The sequence below is a fragment of the Hyphomicrobium sp. 01T421 genome (assembly GCF_056398805.1).
Genome location: NZ_JBFTQC010000001.1, coordinates 2,681,536 through 2,695,962 on the forward strand (window position 1 = coordinate 2,681,536; position 14,427 = coordinate 2,695,962).

A 14,427-nucleotide genomic window follows, 5' to 3' on the forward strand; every position below is an offset into this window, starting at 1 on the left:
CTGTCCATATGACTGACAAAAAACTCACAACTACTGGCGGCGCTCCGGTCGCCGACAATCAGAATTCGCTGACGGCTGGACCGCGCGGTCCGCTGCTCGTTGAAGACTATCAGCTCATCGAGAAGCTCGCTCACCAGAACCGTGAGCGCATCCCGGAGCGTACAGTTCATGCGAAGGGCTGGGGTGCTTACGGCACGCTGACGATCACAGGCGATATTTCGAAATACACCAAGGCGCAGGTGCTGCAACCGGGCGCCAGGACCGAGATGCTGGCGCGCTTTTCGACTGTCGCCGGCGAACTCGGCGCGGCCGACGCCGAGCGCGACGTGCGCGGCTTCGCACTCAAGTTTTATACGCCGGAAGGCAACTGGGACCTCGTCGGCAACAACACGCCGGTGTTCTTCGTTCGCGATCCTTACAAGTTTCCGGACTTCATCCACACGCAGAAGCGGCATCCGAAGACCAACATGCGTTCGCCGACGGCGATGTGGGATTTCTGGTCGCTTTCGCCGGAAAGCCTTCATCAGGTGACGATCCTGATGTCCGATCGCGGCCTGCCGGTTTCGGTTCGCCACATGAACGGTTACGGCTCGCATACGTTCTCGCTGATCAACGCGAAGAACGAGCGGTTCTGGGTGAAATTCCACTTCAAGACCGTACAGGGCCACAAGCATTGGACGAACGGCGAGGCGACCGAAATCGTCGGCCGCACGCGCGAGTCGACGCAAGAGGATCTGTTCACGGCGGTTGAACGCGGCGATTTCCCGAAGTGGAAAATGCAGGTTCAGATCATGCCGGAAGCGGACGTCGGCAAGCATTGGTACAATCCCTTCGATCTCACGAAGGTTTGGCCGCATGCGGACTACCCGCCGATCGACGTCGGCATTCTCGAGCTCAATCGCAATCCCGAGAACTATTTCAACGAGATCGAGCAGGCCGCGTTCTCGCCTTCCAACGTCGTGCCGGGCATCAGCTTCTCGCCCGACAAGATGTTGCAGGCGCGGATCTTCTCGTATGCAGACGCGCACCGCTATCGCCTTGGAACGCATTACGAACATCTGCCGGTGAACGCCGCAAAGTGCCCTGTGCACACCTATCACAAGGACGGCCCGATGCGGTTCTTCCCGCAGGAGACCGGCAGTACGGACGCCTATTACGAGCCGAACTCGTTCCACGGCGCCGTCGAAGATAAGTCGGCGGCCGAGCCGCCGCTCGCGATTTCGGGTGATGCCGAGCGCTACAATCATCGCGATGGCAACGACGATTACCGTCAGGTGACGGCGCTGTTCAATCTGTTCAACAAAGAGCAGAAGGCGCGCCTCTTTACCAACGTCGCGGAAGCGATGTGGGGTATTCCGGATTTCATCACCGAGCGTCAGCTCGCGCACTTCAAGAAGGTGCATCCGGAGTATGAGGCCGGTGTGCGGACAGCGCTCGAGCACATGACGCGCGCGAAGGCCTCGGAAACCGCACAGCAGCAGAAGATGCCGCGAGGCGCGGAAGCCGCTGAATAGGCAGCAAACGTCCTATCCTCGACACTGAAAAAGGCCCCGCTCACGCAGGGCCTTTTTTGTTCGTCGCGTTTGCAATGGTGCGTTGCTGCAACTTCTGAAGGTGTTGCAGCGTTGCAATAGCAGCGCCCAACGTAATGAGGAGGAGCGGAAGATGCCGCGTGGAGACAAATCAAGCTACTCAAGCAAGCAGAAGCGCCAAGCCGAACACATCGAAGAAGGCTACGAGAAGCGAGGTGTTCGCAAGACCGAAGCCGAGCGGCGCGCGTGGGCTACGGTTAACAAGGAGACCGGAGGCGGTAAGAAGAGCGGCTCCGGCCGTGGTAAGAAGGTGAGCACCGCTTCGTCGCGTCGCGGCGGCCGGATCGGCGGCAAAGCCACCGCATCACGTACGGCCGCGCGCCGAAGGACTTCGACTTCCCGAACGGCTGCTGCCCGCAAAACTTCGGCGTCCGTCCGGAAATCACCGGCTTCGCGCACGGTCGGTGCCCGGAAGACTTCGGCTTCGCGTACAACCGCAGCCCGGAAAATGCCGACGTCGCGTACAGCCGCAGCCCGGAAAACTTCGACTTCGCGTTCGGCTGCGGCCCGAAAGGCTACGGCTACGCGTTCGGCCGCTGCCCGGAAAGCCACGGCTTCGCGCCGGGCTGCTACACGGAAAGCTTCGGCTTCACGTCCGGCTGCTCCGCGCAAAGTTTCGACTTCGCGTTCGACTGCGGCCCGGAAAGCTTCGGCGAGAAAGGCTGCCGCTACGAGAAAGCGGCGGGCTTAACTTAAGATTTTCGCCCCGTCCTATTCGGTAGGCTGGCGGAAGTACGGTTCGACTTTGCCTTTGAGCTTCATCGTCATGGGCCGGCCGGCGCGGTCCTTGGCGTTGCCGGCTGCGACGCGAATCCAGCCTTCGCTGACGCAATATTCCTCGACGTTCGTTTTCTCGACGCCGTTGAAACGGATACCGATTTCGCGTTTCAGGATGTCTTCGTCGAAGAAGGGACTTTTCGGGTCGTTGCTGAGCCGGTCGGGAAGCTCGGTTGACATTGCTGTTGGTCCCTAGTTCGCAAATCGGAAGTGCATGACGTCGCCGTCCTGGACGACGTACTCTTTGCCTTCGAGACGCATTTTGCCAGCTTCCTTGGCGCCCGTTTCACCGTTGCCGGCGACGTAGTCGGCGTAGGCGATGGTTTCGGCGCGGATGAAGCCCTTCTCGAAGTCGGTATGAATGACGCCGGCGGCCTGCGGGCCTTTGGTGCCACGCGTGATCGTCCAGGCGCGTGCTTCCTTCGGTCCGACCGTGAAGTACGTCACGAGATCGAGCAGACTGTAGCCTGCGCGGATGAGGCGGTTGAGGCCAGCTTCCTCGAGACCCATCTCGGCGAGGAATGCGTTGCGGTCCTCGGGTGCGAGGCCGGAAAATTCGCTTTCGATCTTGGCTGAAATGACGACGACGGCCGCGCCTTCGGCTTTTGCGCGCTCTTCGACTTGCTTCGAATAGGCGTTGCCGTTTGCTGCAGCGCTTTCTTCGACGTTGCAGACGTAGACGATCGGCTTCGATGTCAGCAGTTGCAGCGCGCGGAATGCCGGCATTTCTTCCGGCGTCATCTTGGCGAGACGTGCGGGCTTGCCTTCGCGGAGAAGGAGCAGCGGTTTCTCCATCACGGCGTATTGCGCCTTGGCTTCCTTGTCGCCCGTTTTCGCTTTCTTCTCGATCTGCGAGACGCGCTTCTCGAGGCTTTCGAGATCGGCGAGCATCAGTTCCGTTTCGACGACGTCGGCGTCGGCGAGCGGATCGATGCGGTTCTCGACGTGCGTGATGTCCTCATCGACGAAGCAGCGCAGCACGTAGGCGACGGCGTCGACTTCGCGAATGTGGGAGAGGAATTTGTTGCCGAGACCTTCCCCCTTGGAGGCGCCGCGCACGAGGCCCGCGATATCGACGAAGGTCAGCCGCGTCGGAATGATTTCCTTGCTGCCTGCAATCTTCGCCAGCGTTTCGAGACGGTCGTCGGGAACGGCGACCTCGCCGACGTTGGGTTCGATCGTGCAGAAGGGATAGTTGGCCGCCTCCGCTTGCGCGGTTTGCGTCAGCGCGTTGAAGAGGGTCGACTTGCCGACGTTCGGCAGGCCGACGATGCCGCATTTGAAGCCCATGGCGGGGAAATGTCCGGTTGAGTTGCTGCCCTGGGGGTTAAGCGAGCGGCGGCCTAATGTGAAGCCTTTTAGGCTCCTTCTGCGGCCCTATGGCTCACCGCGTGAATTTCGCAAATGCAAACGCCGAATAGCGCGAGGGGGCGGGAAGGTTAGACTTGAAGGACATCGCGTCCGCAAGGGCCTCCGAGATGTGTGTGCCCTCGTCGGCATTGCGCACGGCAATAACGATGAACGGGCGCTGCCAGCTGGTGTCGGAATCCTCGCAATCGGCGCACGGATCGACGTAGCGTCCGAGGTTCAAAGTCCACATTGGAATGCGCTCGCCGAGGGCTTCCTGGACCCATCGCGCGGTGCGGATGGCACGCTGGCTTCCGCGCTGCTCTTCCCGCTCGATCTCGCCTTCCTGGCTCGCGAGGCCGACGGCGATCAGGCCGCGTGCGCCGCTCAGCCCTTCGCGAAGTTGCGGCGCGAGCACCTCTTCCTGAACTTCCTGCGGTGACAGTCGGCGATCGTCCTTCTGGAGTTCGGTCGTCGAGCCGCGGACCCAGCCGTAGTTCTTGGTGAGGACGACGACGTCGAACAGCGCGCGCCGTCCCGCCCGGTCGGCGCCTTCCACGGGGAAGACGAGCGTGCGGTCGTTCCAGCGCTTGGCGAGGATGCGACGGACGCCTGTCTTGTCCTTGTCAACGGAGTTGTAAGCGTCCCAGCCGACGACGCCGAAAACGCCGATCGTGAACAACAGGATGAGGGCGCCGACAATCGTTTGGGCACGGCCGCCTGAACGGGCGCCGCCTACGTCGCTCTCTTCCTGATACTCGGACATTACTCTCCCCCCCCCCGACGACTACGATACGCGCGAGCGAACGATCACGAGCTGCCGTCGCCGGATTTTCGCGCGCCCAGCCATTTTTTCAAGTTCTCGGCCAACGCCGACTGTCGTTTGGAGGCGCGTTCACCGGACGGGTGTGGCCCCGATGCCTGCTTTTTGGGGGCGCGCGGCTCTTCTTCCGCCGGCGCACGTTCGGTTTTGCGCGCCGGCTTTTCGGGCTCATCTTGGAACAAGCGCGCGACATCGCTCAGGAAGCGCGCGTCGTCGCCCTTGGCGAGGTAGCTCGCTGCATCGGCGACGGCGTCGAGCAGGGCGTTGACCCATTCGCGATCGGATTTCGCGAAATCGTTGAGGACGTGATGGATGACGACATCCTTGGATCCTGGATGTCCGATGCCGAGGCGCACGCGCTTGTATTCGTTTTCGATGTGCGCGGAGATCGAGCGGAGACCGTTGTGGCCGGCGTTGCCGCCACCGGTTTTCACTTTCACCTTGCCGGGCGCGAGATCGAGCTCGTCGTGAAAGACGTAGACATCGTCGAGGGGAATTTTGAGAAAGCGCTGGGCTTCGCCGACCGAGCGGCCGCTTTCGTTCATGTAGGTTTCGGGCTTCAGAAGCGTGACGCGCTCGTTGCCGATCGAGCCTTCCGCGACCAGACCTTGAAACTTCTTTCGCCAGGGGCCGAAGCCGTTGCGCTCGGCGATGCGATCGACCGCCAGGAAACCGATGTTGTGGCGATTGGCGCGATATTTCTCGCCAGGATTACCAAGTCCGACGAAAAGCTTCATTTTGCTGGCGCCTTCCGACTTGCCTCCGGCAAGCCGGCCGGAAGGCGCGCGCTTCGCGGAGGGAATTGTGACGCGCCTGGCTACACCGCTTCGCGGAGCGGGCCGCCGGGCGCGGAACCCGTGAGAGAGACCGGCGCGATCCGATGATCGCGCCGGTTCGTGATCTTCTTACTTCTTCGCGGCGGGCTTGGCAGCGGGTGCTGCCTTGGCGGCCGGAGCAGCCTTGCCTGCGGCTGCAGCAGGGGCAGCCTTGCCGCCAGCTGCGGGTGCTGCACCCTTGGCGTCGGCGGCGGGAGCGCCAGCCTCAGCCGTCGCGGATGCGGCTTCGTCGTCACCCTTGAGCGCGCCAGCGATTGTTGCGATCGTGAAGTCGCGGTTCTTGATGACCGGCGAAATGCCTTCCGGCAGGTTGACTGCCGAGATGTGGATCGAACGGCCGATCTCCATGCCTTCGAGGTTGATCTCGAAGAAGCGCGGGATCTTGTCGTAAGGGCAATACACTTCGACATCGTGGCGCACGATGTTGAGCACGCCGCCGCGCTTCAGGCCGGGCGACAGTGTTTCGTTGACGAAGCGCATCGGGATCGAAACGCGAATGACGCCATCCTTGCCAACACGCTGGAAGTCGACGTGAAGGGGCGTATCGCGCACCGGATCGACCTGCACGTCGCGGGCGAGCACGATGTGCTTCGTCCCTTGGACGTCGAGTTCGATGGCGGTCGAGGTAAAGTGGCCGCGGAGGACCTGCTTCCAGAGCTCGTTGTATTCGAGATTGATCGTCTCAGGGGTTTCCTGATTGCCGTAAATGACGGCAGGCACATTTCCATCGCGGCGAGCTTGGCGTGCGGCCCCCTTGCCGGCACGCGGGCGCGCCGTAGCCTTGAGCGTGATGAGCTCAGACATGGCATCGTCTCCGAGTGTTAGGACTCTTCTGCCTATCAGAAGAGCCAAAAAGCCGCGTACCGGCCTCCAAGGGTGCCGGGCGGCGTCTCAGGAAGGTCTTCATGAGATGGGGCGTGTATACTCGGGGTTTGGCACCCGCGCAACGGGCCAAAGATGGGCGATTGAGCCCATACAACAGGTCGGGCAACGGGTCGGGCAATGCGTTCTGTCGGCTTCGGGCTAGCTGGAAAGTTGCCGCGAAAATCAGCATATTAACGGCGAACTTGGCCGGTGGTCGATTTATTGGGAACGGAGATGCCCGGAGTGATGGCCAAAAAGCCTACGAAACGCCGCAGCGCGGCCGATCAGGACAAGATCATTGTCGAGGCGCTCAGGGGTGTCGGCCGGCCTCTCAGCGCGTATGAGCTGATCGAGGAGGTTCGCGGCAAGGGCGTCAGCGCGCCGCCGACGGTTTACCGGGCGCTGCAACGGCTCATCGAGGATGGCCTCGCGCACCGGCTCGAAAGCCTTAACGCCTTCGTCGCGTGCGATCATCCGCACCATCACGGCAAGGCGGTGTTCGCCATTTGCGACGCGTGCGGCTCGGTGAAGGAATTCGACAACCCGGCCGCTGTCAAAAACCTGCAGGCCTGGGCGGGCAAGAATGATTTCAAGGTCCGGTCGATGACGATGGAGATCCGCGGCCGCTGCGGGGACTGCAGCACGGATACGGGTGCGGAGCCCAACGGCTGACGCTCGACATGGCTTAGGATGACGTCAGTAGCGACATCAGTAGAAGAGGCTCGAGACGCTTTCTTCGCGGCTCGTTCTCAGGATGGCTTCGCCGATGAGTGGAGCGATCGAGACTACCCGGATATTCTTCGCGGTCCTGACGGCTTCGGTCGGAAGTATCGAGTCGGTGATGACCAGCGATTTCAGGCGTGAGTTCTGAATGCGGCTGACTGCGCCGCCTGAAAGCACAGCGTGCGAGATGTAGGCCGAGACTTCCGTCGCGCCGTTCTTCAGCAGGGCTTCCGCGGCATTGACGAGCGTTCCACCGGAATCGATGATGTCGTCGATGAGGACGCATCGTTTGCCGTCGACTTCGCCGATGACGTTCATCACTTCGCTTTCGCCCGGACGTTCGCGCCGTTTATCGCAAATGGCGATCGGCGCTCCGATGCGTTTGGCGAGGGCTCTGGCGCGAACGACGCCGCCGACGTCCGGCGAGACGACGACGACATCGTCGGTGTTGCCGAAGTTCTCTTCGATATCGCGCGTCATGACGGGCGCGGCGAAGAGGTTATCGGTTGGAATATCGAAGAAGCCCTGGATCTGTCCGGCGTGGAGATCAAGCGTCAGAACGCGATCGGCGCCGGCTCGTTCGATGAGGTTCGCGACAAGTTTTGCTGATATCGGCGTTCGGGGACCGGGCTTGCGGTCTTGGCGCGCGTAGCCGAAGTAGGGGATGACGGCCGTGATGCGCCGTGCCGACGAACGCTTGAGCGCGTCGAGCAGGATCAACAACTCCATCAGGTTGTCGTTAGCCGGAAACGACGTCGACTGGATGACGAACACATCCTGGCCGCGCACATTCTCCTGGATCTCGACGAAGATCTCCATGTCCGCGAAGCGCTTCACTTGGCCTTTGGCCATTGGAAGCTTCAGATATGAGCAGATGGCGTCGGCTAGCGGCCGGTTACTGTTTCCCGCGACGATCTTCACGCCCAGCTTTCCCCGGCCATCCAAACTTCGAGCGTCGACCTTGGTATCAAAAGGCATTTGCGCTCCAGAAGCCTCTTATGCGCGGGCTTGTAGCAATTGGGCCCGGACGATTCAACCGTCCGAGCCCAAAGATGTCATCGTTATGAAGCTTCTGACGTATATCGCGCACAGTTTGCTTAATCTGTGCTTTTCGCCGGTAAAAGCTTGATAATGCCTTGTGCTGCCGCCTGTGCGGCTGCATCGGCCGTCTTGCCCCAGGAGCCGTCGAGCGAGCCTTGGGGCACTTCGTTCTTCTGCGACACAGTGCCGAGCTTCTTGCCCGCCGGGTCGATCACGTTCCAATCGATCTGGATGGGCTGCTTGCCATCTTTGCTCTGGCCCATCGCGACCTTGCCTTCGACTTTATAGGCCTGGGCGTTCGGCACATTGGAAAGAGCCAAGCCGTTTTTGGTCAGCTCGCGCTGGATGGCGGTCGTCAGCGTGGTGCTGCCGTCGCCCGGTGCGCCGGTTACCATCGGTACGATAGCGGTGATCGGTCCGGACGTCGTGATGCTACCCGTCGTCGGCGCGATCGGTGTGTTCGATGCCGTCGGATATGACGGGCTTGGCGCTGGGCCTGCATCGTTCGAGGCGACGTTGGTTGGTGGCGTACCGGCCGGCGGTTTGCCGTTCGCCGCGACGGGGATGCTTCCGCTCGCCGCGAGCCAGCTCGCGATCTGTTTCGACGTCTTGTCGGCAATGCTCTGCACGACGGGCGGCGTGACGGCGGCCCACGGGTCCTTACCCGCTCCGGCGATGACTTCTTCGCCTGTAATGCGGTGAACGCGCTTACCGGCCTGGTCCGTGATGTCCCAGATGTAGGAGATTTTGGCCTTCGTCTTTTCGCGGGCCGCTACGATGTAGCCACGCACGACGTATTCGCTGGTCGCGTTGGCTGCGGTGGCGACCTGGATGCCGTTGTGGCCGATCGACGATGCAAGTTGCGATTGCAGATCGCGGGCGACGTTGTCGGGCGAGCCGATGACGGGCGCGATCTGAATTTTAGCCGTCTGTGCAGCGACTGGGGTTGCGGGCGGAAGGATCAGCGAAGCTTGAGGTGCGTTTGATCCGCCGCTCAAAAGGTTCGACCCCGACTCGCAGCCGCCTAGTCCCATCGTGGCGAAAGCAGCCAGAACCACTGGCCCGATCACCCGTAGACGCGTTCTGCGCTCACGCGCACGTGCAAACCAAAAGGTCGTCAATGGACGTCCCCCCTTATCCAACCGCGACTTCCCGGCGGCCGGAAAACGCTACTCGCGCGGCCTGAACTCCCCTGAAAACTACCGGAACTGACCCTATCCCTGTAGATCAGCCTTTAACTGCCAGTCCAGATGGCAGCCCGGTGAAACTGTTGTCAGGTCGTCAAACGTTACCCTTGCCGAGGCATTGGCTGTGGATTGTGCAGTTACGCCACGACGATGGCGGAGATTTGTCGGCCATAGTCCGGCTCCCCACGAAGAGTTTTACGCCGGTAGCTGAAGAAAAGCGATTCGTTCGCGCAGGTGCAGAGGCTTAAGTTTTCAATATTGCTAACGCCGGCATTAGCTAAGCGGCTCACGACGAAGCCCGGAAGATCGAAGTGGGGGCGGGCGGTTTTCGGATTTCGTTGGAAGAAAGCGCCATTCGCGGGATCGCGAGCGAGGAAAGCCGCTTCGAACTCGGGGCCGACCTCATAGGCCGGCTGGCTAATGCACGGCCCGACGGCTGCCGAGATGCGCTCACGGCGAGCACCCAGACGTTCCATCTCGCGAACCGCGCTGTCGACGATCCCGTCGACGGCTCCGCGCCATCCTGCATGGGCGGCAGCGACGACGCCCGCCTCACCGTCCGCGAGAAGCACGGGGGCACAGTCGGCCGTCAGCACGCCGATGACGAGACCCGGCGTTCCGGAGATGACGGCGTCGGCGCGGGGAAGCGCGTCGCGAGACGGCGGCGCGGTGACTTCCAGGGCGGTCGTGCCATGTTCCTGGTAGAGCGTGATCACGCCGCCGCCGAATTTGTCGTCGCCGGCGCCGAGGTGCCGCCCGATGAGGCGGCGGTTTTCGAGAACGAGTGTCTGGTCGTCGTTCGAGCCGAGCCCACAGTTGAGGCCCGCATAAAGTCCGCTCGATACGCCGCCAGCGCGCGTGAAGAAGCCGTGGCGAATGCCGGAGACCTTGGCGAGGTTCGCCGCTTCGACGGGTTTGAGCGTCATGATCGTACGGCCTTCATCACGTTGTTCCCGGCGCTCCGGACGTTACGCGCGCGGCGCCAAATCCGGGTAGCGATGGCAGCCCCGGCGAGCGGGCTGCGAGCACTTTGAACCGCGAACCCATCCCATTCGGTGCGAGGAGCCGGGCGACACCCGTTTCGATCTCGATCGCTCGCGCCGGGTTTGCGGACATCAACCGGGATGCTCTCTCGACGATACCGAGGGAGCCGAGAAATTCGGCCTGCGTCACCGGCCCATCGAGAACGAGGCCAGCGCGATGCAGGGTCGATGCAAGATCGTAGAAATTGACGTGCACCGTGAGGTCGGCTTCGCCGGGCGACGTTAAAGGTGATTCATAAGCGTGGCCCCGAACGGCCTGCAGCGTGTCGCCGGCAGCTGGTGTCGTGTGACCGTAGTCGATCATCAAAAATGCTACGGGTCCGCGGTCGGCGAGCGCTTTCAATGCTTCGGCGAGCTGATCGAGGCGCTGGGACTCGATGACTGTTCCGGGCGGCGCGTTCGGCAGAAGGGCTTCGAACGCTTCGCGCGGGCAATTTTTATCGATGCCCGCGAATTGCAGTTCACCCGCCTTGTCGAGCGTGACGCCGCGAATGTGCCAGCCGGTGTCCGTTTTGACCCACTGGGCCACGGGCCACGCATCGAGGAACTCGTTGGCGAAGATGATGGCGGGCGGATTGAACTCGTCCAGCTCGCGGCCCCAACTCAACACGCTGCTAAAGTCGGCGAGTGTGGCGGCTTGAATTTCAGTGAGGGCGTCGCTGCCTTCCACCAGATGCACACGGGCGACGTTTGCAAAGCCCGGAACGATACGAGCGGCGCGGAGCACGTCGCGCATCATGGTGCCGCGTCCTGGGCCATATTCGACAAGCGTGACGGGATTGGGCGCGCCGAGCACACCCTGCCAAACGACGCCGGCCCACACGCCTATCAACTCGCCGAAGACCTGGCTGATGTCGGCGGCGGTGATGAAGTCGCCGGCGGCGCCAAAAACCGGCTGCGTGCGGTAGTAGCCGTAGTCCACGTCCCAGAGGCAGCGGGACATATAGGTCTGAATTGTCATCGGCCCGTCGCGGCGAATGCTCTCCTTGATCCGCCGGGACAGCGGCGTATCGCGACGCAATCCAGTATCTCCGATCACACGGCTGCCTTTCCGGGAGTGTTCGTCCGGTTCGCGGTCCAGATCATATAGATGCCGAGCGCCAGCATGGGCAGGCAATAGACCTGGCCTGCGGTGAAGGGACCAATGTTCAGGATATGGCCGGCTTCCGGCTCGCGGAAGAATTCGCAGATGGTGCGTGCAATCGCGTACCAGACGAGCCAGAGGCCGGTCACGAGACCCGGACGCTTCAATGCAAACAGATGATGGGTTGCGAACCTCAAGATGATGAACATCACGAGGCCTTCGAGCAGAGCCTCATAGAGTTGGCTCGGATGGCGCGGGTTTTCTCCGCCGTTCGGGAACACCATGCCGACGTAGGCGTCCGTTACGCGGCCCCAATGCTCCGAGTTGATGAAATTGGCAGTGCGGCCGAAGAAGATTCCGATGGGCGACGCGGCGCAGCAGAGGTCCATCACGGAACGGGCGCTGACGTTATAGACGCGTCCGAAGAGCCAGAGCAGCAATGCAGACGCGATGAATGCGCCGTGGAAGCTCATCCCGCCTTTCCAGACTTTGAAGATCTCCGCCGGGTTCGCAAAGTAGAAGTCGGGGTCGTAGAGCAGAACCTGCCCGAGGCGGCCGCCGATGATGACCGCTGCCGTCATAAAGAGCAGAAGGTCGTCGACGCGCTCCAGGGTTATCGGGGGCTTGTCGCCGCGCCAGAGCTTGGGTGTCGAGACCAGACGACGGATATAGAGCCAGCCGAGCAGAAGGCCCGACATGTAGGCCAGGCCATACCATTTGACCGAGAAGGGGCCGAATTCGATCGCTACGGGATCGATGTCAGGGAAGGTCAAAAGGGCGAGGGGTGTCATCGGCGCTCCGGTCGGCATTTCGCGATTGGCCGTGTCGAGGCGCTAAGAAAGCCCCAGTTCCGAGGGTTGTTTGGGAACCCCTGGGCAAAGTCAAGCGGCCATCGTTTGCCCGCGACGGCGGCTCGCCCTGCTCGAGCTTGCGGCCATGGGCGGCAATCGCCATAACTTATAAACACCCTCAATTCCGAGACCCCAATGACCCAGACAACTAACAGACTCTTCGACGACTTTGCCAAGCTCATGACGGACGCAGCGGGTGCGGCGGATGGCTTAAAAAAAGAGACGGAAGCGCTTTTTCGCGCTCAGGCCGAAAAGTTCCTGCGCGAAATGAGTGTCGTGACGCGGGAAGACTTCGAGGCGGTGCGCGAGATGGCCCAGAAAGCGCGCCAGGAAAACGAAGCGCTGGCAGCACGCATTGCGGTGCTTGAATCGCAGGTCGCGCAACTTTCGCTCCAAGGCACCTCGACCGTTTGAGGTGTTTCGTTTGATGCCGGGCGTTCGAAACCGAGCGTTCTCTCCACGTTCGAAACGCGGTGCCCGAAGCATCCACAGGTTAAGCGGCTTTTCACCAGCTAACGACGCTGAGCCGCCTTCCCGACCCCGGCGCGCCCGGGCTTTGCCACTTTGATCGTGGACAAGGTTTGCGCGCCGGTCGGGTCAGCTTGCGACTCGTATGGGCGTCTGGTTTTGTCCGGCGCAGCACTAAGCGGCGCGATTGAATTGAGTGTTTTGCGTCGTTCGTTAGGCCATCCCGGCGCGCGGCAGACTTGGAGAGCGATATCAAATGGCAGTTGCGGAACAGGGTTCTGACCGCGTTCTCAATCCGATCGATCTCATCGAGCAGCTTGCGCAGAGCCACGATTGGCCCTGTGAACGGGCGAGCGATGAAGAGCTGACGCTCATCGTCGCCGGGACGTGGGCTGATTATCACATCTCGATCAATTGGCGCGACGATCTCGAAGCTTTGCATCTCGCCTGCGCGTTCGATTTCCGCGTTCCCGCCAACCGTCTGACTGAAATGTATCGCCTGATCGCACAGATCAACGAGCAGCTTTGGCTCGGTCACTTCGATCTCTGGACGCAGGAAGGCCTCGTGATGTTCCGTCACGCGCTGCTGCTCAACGGGACGGTTGCGACGGTCCGTCAGTGCGAAGCGATGCTGAAGGCGGCGCTCGAAGGCTGCGAGCGCTACTATCAAGCCTTCCAGTTCGTGGTGTGGGCGGGTAAGGAGAGCAAGGAAGCCCTGGTTTCGACGATGTTCGAGACGCAGGGACAGGCTTAAGCCGGGCGCCATTCTAGGGTTCGGCGTTCTTCGCCGAGGAAGTCCCAGAATGTCGTTGAAATTGAATGGTTCGGTGGTGCTTGCAGGCGCCGGCAAGATGGGCGCCGCCCTGCTCCAAGGCTGGCTCGACCGGGGACTGGATCCCGCGAGCATCGTCATCCAGGAGCCTAATCTCTCAGGCGCTGCGCAAGATCTCGCAAACACGCATGGCATCAGGGCGGTGGCTCATCTGGCCCCGCTCGATCCGCCACCGGCCGTCATCGTCGTCGCGGTCAAGCCGCAGGCGATGGACGACGTTTTTCCCGGGCTCGCGAAAATCGCCGGACCGGAGACTGTCGTCGTTTCGATCGCTGCGGGCAAAACGCTTGCGAGCTTCGAGCGCCATCTTCCGCCCGGAAGCGCCGTTGTCCGGGCGATGCCCAATACGCCGGCCGCGATCGGCCGCGGCATTACCGGTGCCGTCGCGAACGCCCATGCGACAGCGGCACAGAGGCAGGCGTGCGAGAGCCTTCTGGGTGCAGTGGGGCCGGTCGTGTGGGTTGGCGACGAAAGCCTCATCGATGCGGTAACGGCCGTATCGGGCTCGGGACCGGCTTATGTCTTCCTTCTGGCTGAGGCGCTCGCCGATGCGGGTGTGGCTGCCGGTCTCGATCAGGCGACGGCGACGCAGCTCGCGCGGGCGACCGTCTCAGGATCGGGCGAATTGCTCAATCAATCGCCGCTCGATGCCGAAACGCTGAGGCGCAACGTGACGTCGCCCGGCGGCACGACGGCTGCGGCCCTCGCAGTGCTGATGCGAGAGGGCAGCGGTCTCAAGGAACTGATGACGGAAGCGGTGCTCGCCGCAAAAAAGCGCGGCCGCGAACTGGGACGTTGACCGGGCTGGGATGTCGGTCTCGGTCGTTGTTCGCGGCCACTAAGCGCATCCCGAATGGGCTGCAAGCCCACGGCGCACGGGATTGTCGGTACCGGTGACTGCAGGCTTGGAGGACACCTTGCCAAAGTCGACGGGTTTGGCCCCCGGATCCGATGGATGG

15 protein-coding genes and 1 pseudogene are annotated in these 14,427 nt (G+C 62.0%); 6 read left to right on the forward strand and 10 right to left on the reverse strand.

Annotation, left to right across the window (positions count from 1 at the left end; translation table 11 throughout):
• The first annotated feature begins 8 nt into the window (after nt 1-8).
• Entirely contained in the window at nt 9-1,514 is a 1,506-nt protein-coding gene (locus tag AC1DK3_RS12410) for a catalase (RefSeq protein ID WP_477192498.1), read from the forward strand.
• A gap of 151 nt (nt 1,515-1,665) precedes the next feature.
• Nucleotides 1,666-1,953, forward strand: a pseudogene (locus AC1DK3_RS12415) (hypothetical protein); the annotation flags it as partial.
• A gap of 350 nt (nt 1,954-2,303) precedes the next feature.
• Here the strand turns inward: AC1DK3_RS12415 and AC1DK3_RS12420 are convergent.
• From AC1DK3_RS12420 to AC1DK3_RS12440, 5 genes are all read right to left on the reverse strand, one after another.
• On the reverse strand, nt 2,304-2,549 hold the full coding sequence (locus AC1DK3_RS12420; protein WP_477192499.1) for a DUF3297 family protein: 246 nt from the start codon (nt 2,547-2,549) through the stop codon (nt 2,304-2,306).
• A gap of 12 nt (nt 2,550-2,561) precedes the next feature.
• A complete protein-coding gene (gene ychF / locus AC1DK3_RS12425) occupies nt 2,562-3,659 on the reverse strand; it encodes a redox-regulated ATPase YchF (protein WP_477192500.1) in 1,098 nt (365 codons plus the stop codon).
• A 94-nt stretch (nt 3,660-3,753) separates the two neighbouring features.
• On the reverse strand, nt 3,754-4,482 hold the full coding sequence (locus AC1DK3_RS12430; RefSeq protein ID WP_477192501.1) for a hypothetical protein: 729 nt from the start codon (nt 4,480-4,482) through the stop codon (nt 3,754-3,756).
• Nucleotides 4,483-4,526: 44 nt separating this feature from the next.
• On the reverse strand, nt 4,527-5,276 hold the full coding sequence (gene pth, locus AC1DK3_RS12435; RefSeq protein WP_477192502.1) for an aminoacyl-tRNA hydrolase: 750 nt from the start codon (nt 5,274-5,276) through the stop codon (nt 4,527-4,529).
• Nucleotides 5,277-5,444: 168 nt separating this feature from the next.
• The gene (locus AC1DK3_RS12440) at nt 5,445-6,179 is read right to left on the reverse strand and encodes a 50S ribosomal protein L25/general stress protein Ctc (RefSeq protein ID WP_477192503.1); all 735 of its coding nucleotides are present in this window, start codon (nt 6,177-6,179) and stop codon (nt 5,445-5,447) included.
• Between the two features lie 306 nt (nt 6,180-6,485).
• Here AC1DK3_RS12440 and AC1DK3_RS12445 point away from each other — a divergent pair, with 306 nt between their 5' ends.
• On the forward strand, nt 6,486-6,911 hold the full coding sequence (locus AC1DK3_RS12445; protein WP_477192504.1) for a Fur family transcriptional regulator: 426 nt from the start codon (nt 6,486-6,488) through the stop codon (nt 6,909-6,911).
• Between the two features lie 36 nt (nt 6,912-6,947).
• On the opposite strand, the gene AC1DK3_RS12450 is transcribed toward AC1DK3_RS12445, so the two are convergent.
• The 5 genes from AC1DK3_RS12450 to lgt form a co-directional block, all read right to left on the reverse strand.
• Nucleotides 6,948-7,883, reverse strand: a complete 936-nt coding sequence (locus AC1DK3_RS12450) for a ribose-phosphate pyrophosphokinase (protein ID WP_477192917.1) — start codon at nt 7,881-7,883, stop codon at nt 6,948-6,950.
• 176 nt (nt 7,884-8,059) lie between these two features.
• Nucleotides 8,060-9,001, reverse strand: coding sequence for a hypothetical protein (locus AC1DK3_RS12455; RefSeq protein WP_477192505.1), 942 nt, complete (start codon nt 8,999-9,001; stop codon nt 8,060-8,062).
• Between the two features lie 326 nt (nt 9,002-9,327).
• Nucleotides 9,328-10,116, reverse strand: a complete 789-nt coding sequence (gene pgeF / locus AC1DK3_RS12460; RefSeq protein ID WP_477192506.1) for a peptidoglycan editing factor PgeF — start codon at nt 10,114-10,116, stop codon at nt 9,328-9,330.
• Between the two features lie 16 nt (nt 10,117-10,132).
• Entirely contained in the window at nt 10,133-11,272 is a 1,140-nt protein-coding gene (locus AC1DK3_RS12465; protein ID WP_477192507.1) for a class I SAM-dependent methyltransferase, read from the reverse strand.
• On the reverse strand, nt 11,269-12,108 hold the full coding sequence (lgt, locus tag AC1DK3_RS12470) for a prolipoprotein diacylglyceryl transferase (protein ID WP_477192508.1): 840 nt from the start codon (nt 12,106-12,108) through the stop codon (nt 11,269-11,271). Before lgt ends, AC1DK3_RS12465 begins: the two co-directional genes overlap by 4 nt.
• A 195-nt stretch (nt 12,109-12,303) precedes the next feature.
• Between lgt and AC1DK3_RS12475 the strand changes: the two genes are divergently transcribed.
• From AC1DK3_RS12475 to proC, 3 genes are all read left to right on the forward strand, one after another.
• A complete protein-coding gene (locus AC1DK3_RS12475) occupies nt 12,304-12,582 on the forward strand; it encodes an accessory factor UbiK family protein (protein ID WP_477192509.1) in 279 nt (92 codons plus the stop codon).
• A 310-nt stretch (nt 12,583-12,892) separates the two neighbouring features.
• A complete protein-coding gene (locus tag AC1DK3_RS12480; RefSeq protein WP_477192510.1) occupies nt 12,893-13,390 on the forward strand; it encodes a type III secretion system chaperone family protein in 498 nt (165 codons plus the stop codon).
• 49 nt (nt 13,391-13,439) lie between these two features.
• Nucleotides 13,440-14,267, forward strand: coding sequence for a pyrroline-5-carboxylate reductase (proC, locus tag AC1DK3_RS12485; RefSeq protein WP_477192511.1), 828 nt, complete (start codon nt 13,440-13,442; stop codon nt 14,265-14,267).
• The last annotated feature ends 160 nt before the right edge of the window (nt 14,268-14,427 follow it).

Bases quoted from the DNA above. Each gene is read 5' to 3' on its own strand.
- proC (WP_477192511.1), top strand. From the start codon at position 13,440: ATGTCGTTGAAATTGAATGGTTCGGTGGTGCTTGCAGGCGCCGGCAAG.
- AC1DK3_RS12445 (WP_477192504.1), top strand. From the start codon at position 6,486: ATGGCCAAAAAGCCTACGAAACGCCGCAGCGCGGCCGATCAGGACAAG.
- pth (WP_477192502.1), bottom strand. From the start codon at position 5,276: ATGAAGCTTTTCGTCGGACTTGGTAATCCTGGCGAGAAATATCGCGCC.
- ychF (WP_477192500.1), bottom strand. From the start codon at position 3,659: ATGGGCTTCAAATGCGGCATCGTCGGCCTGCCGAACGTCGGCAAGTCG.
- lgt (WP_477192508.1), bottom strand. From the start codon at position 12,108: ATGACACCCCTCGCCCTTTTGACCTTCCCTGACATCGATCCCGTAGCG.
- AC1DK3_RS12440 (WP_477192503.1), bottom strand. From the start codon at position 6,179: ATGTCTGAGCTCATCACGCTCAAGGCTACGGCGCGCCCGCGTGCCGGC.
- AC1DK3_RS12420 (WP_477192499.1), bottom strand. From the start codon at position 2,549: ATGTCAACCGAGCTTCCCGACCGGCTCAGCAACGACCCGAAAAGTCCC.
- AC1DK3_RS12410 (WP_477192498.1), top strand. From the start codon at position 9: ATGACTGACAAAAAACTCACAACTACTGGCGGCGCTCCGGTCGCCGAC.
- AC1DK3_RS12430 (WP_477192501.1), bottom strand. From the start codon at position 4,482: ATGTCCGAGTATCAGGAAGAGAGCGACGTAGGCGGCGCCCGTTCAGGC.
- AC1DK3_RS12480 (WP_477192510.1), top strand. From the start codon at position 12,893: ATGGCAGTTGCGGAACAGGGTTCTGACCGCGTTCTCAATCCGATCGAT.
- AC1DK3_RS12475 (WP_477192509.1), top strand. From the start codon at position 12,304: ATGACCCAGACAACTAACAGACTCTTCGACGACTTTGCCAAGCTCATG.
- pgeF (WP_477192506.1), bottom strand. From the start codon at position 10,116: ATGACGCTCAAACCCGTCGAAGCGGCGAACCTCGCCAAGGTCTCCGGC.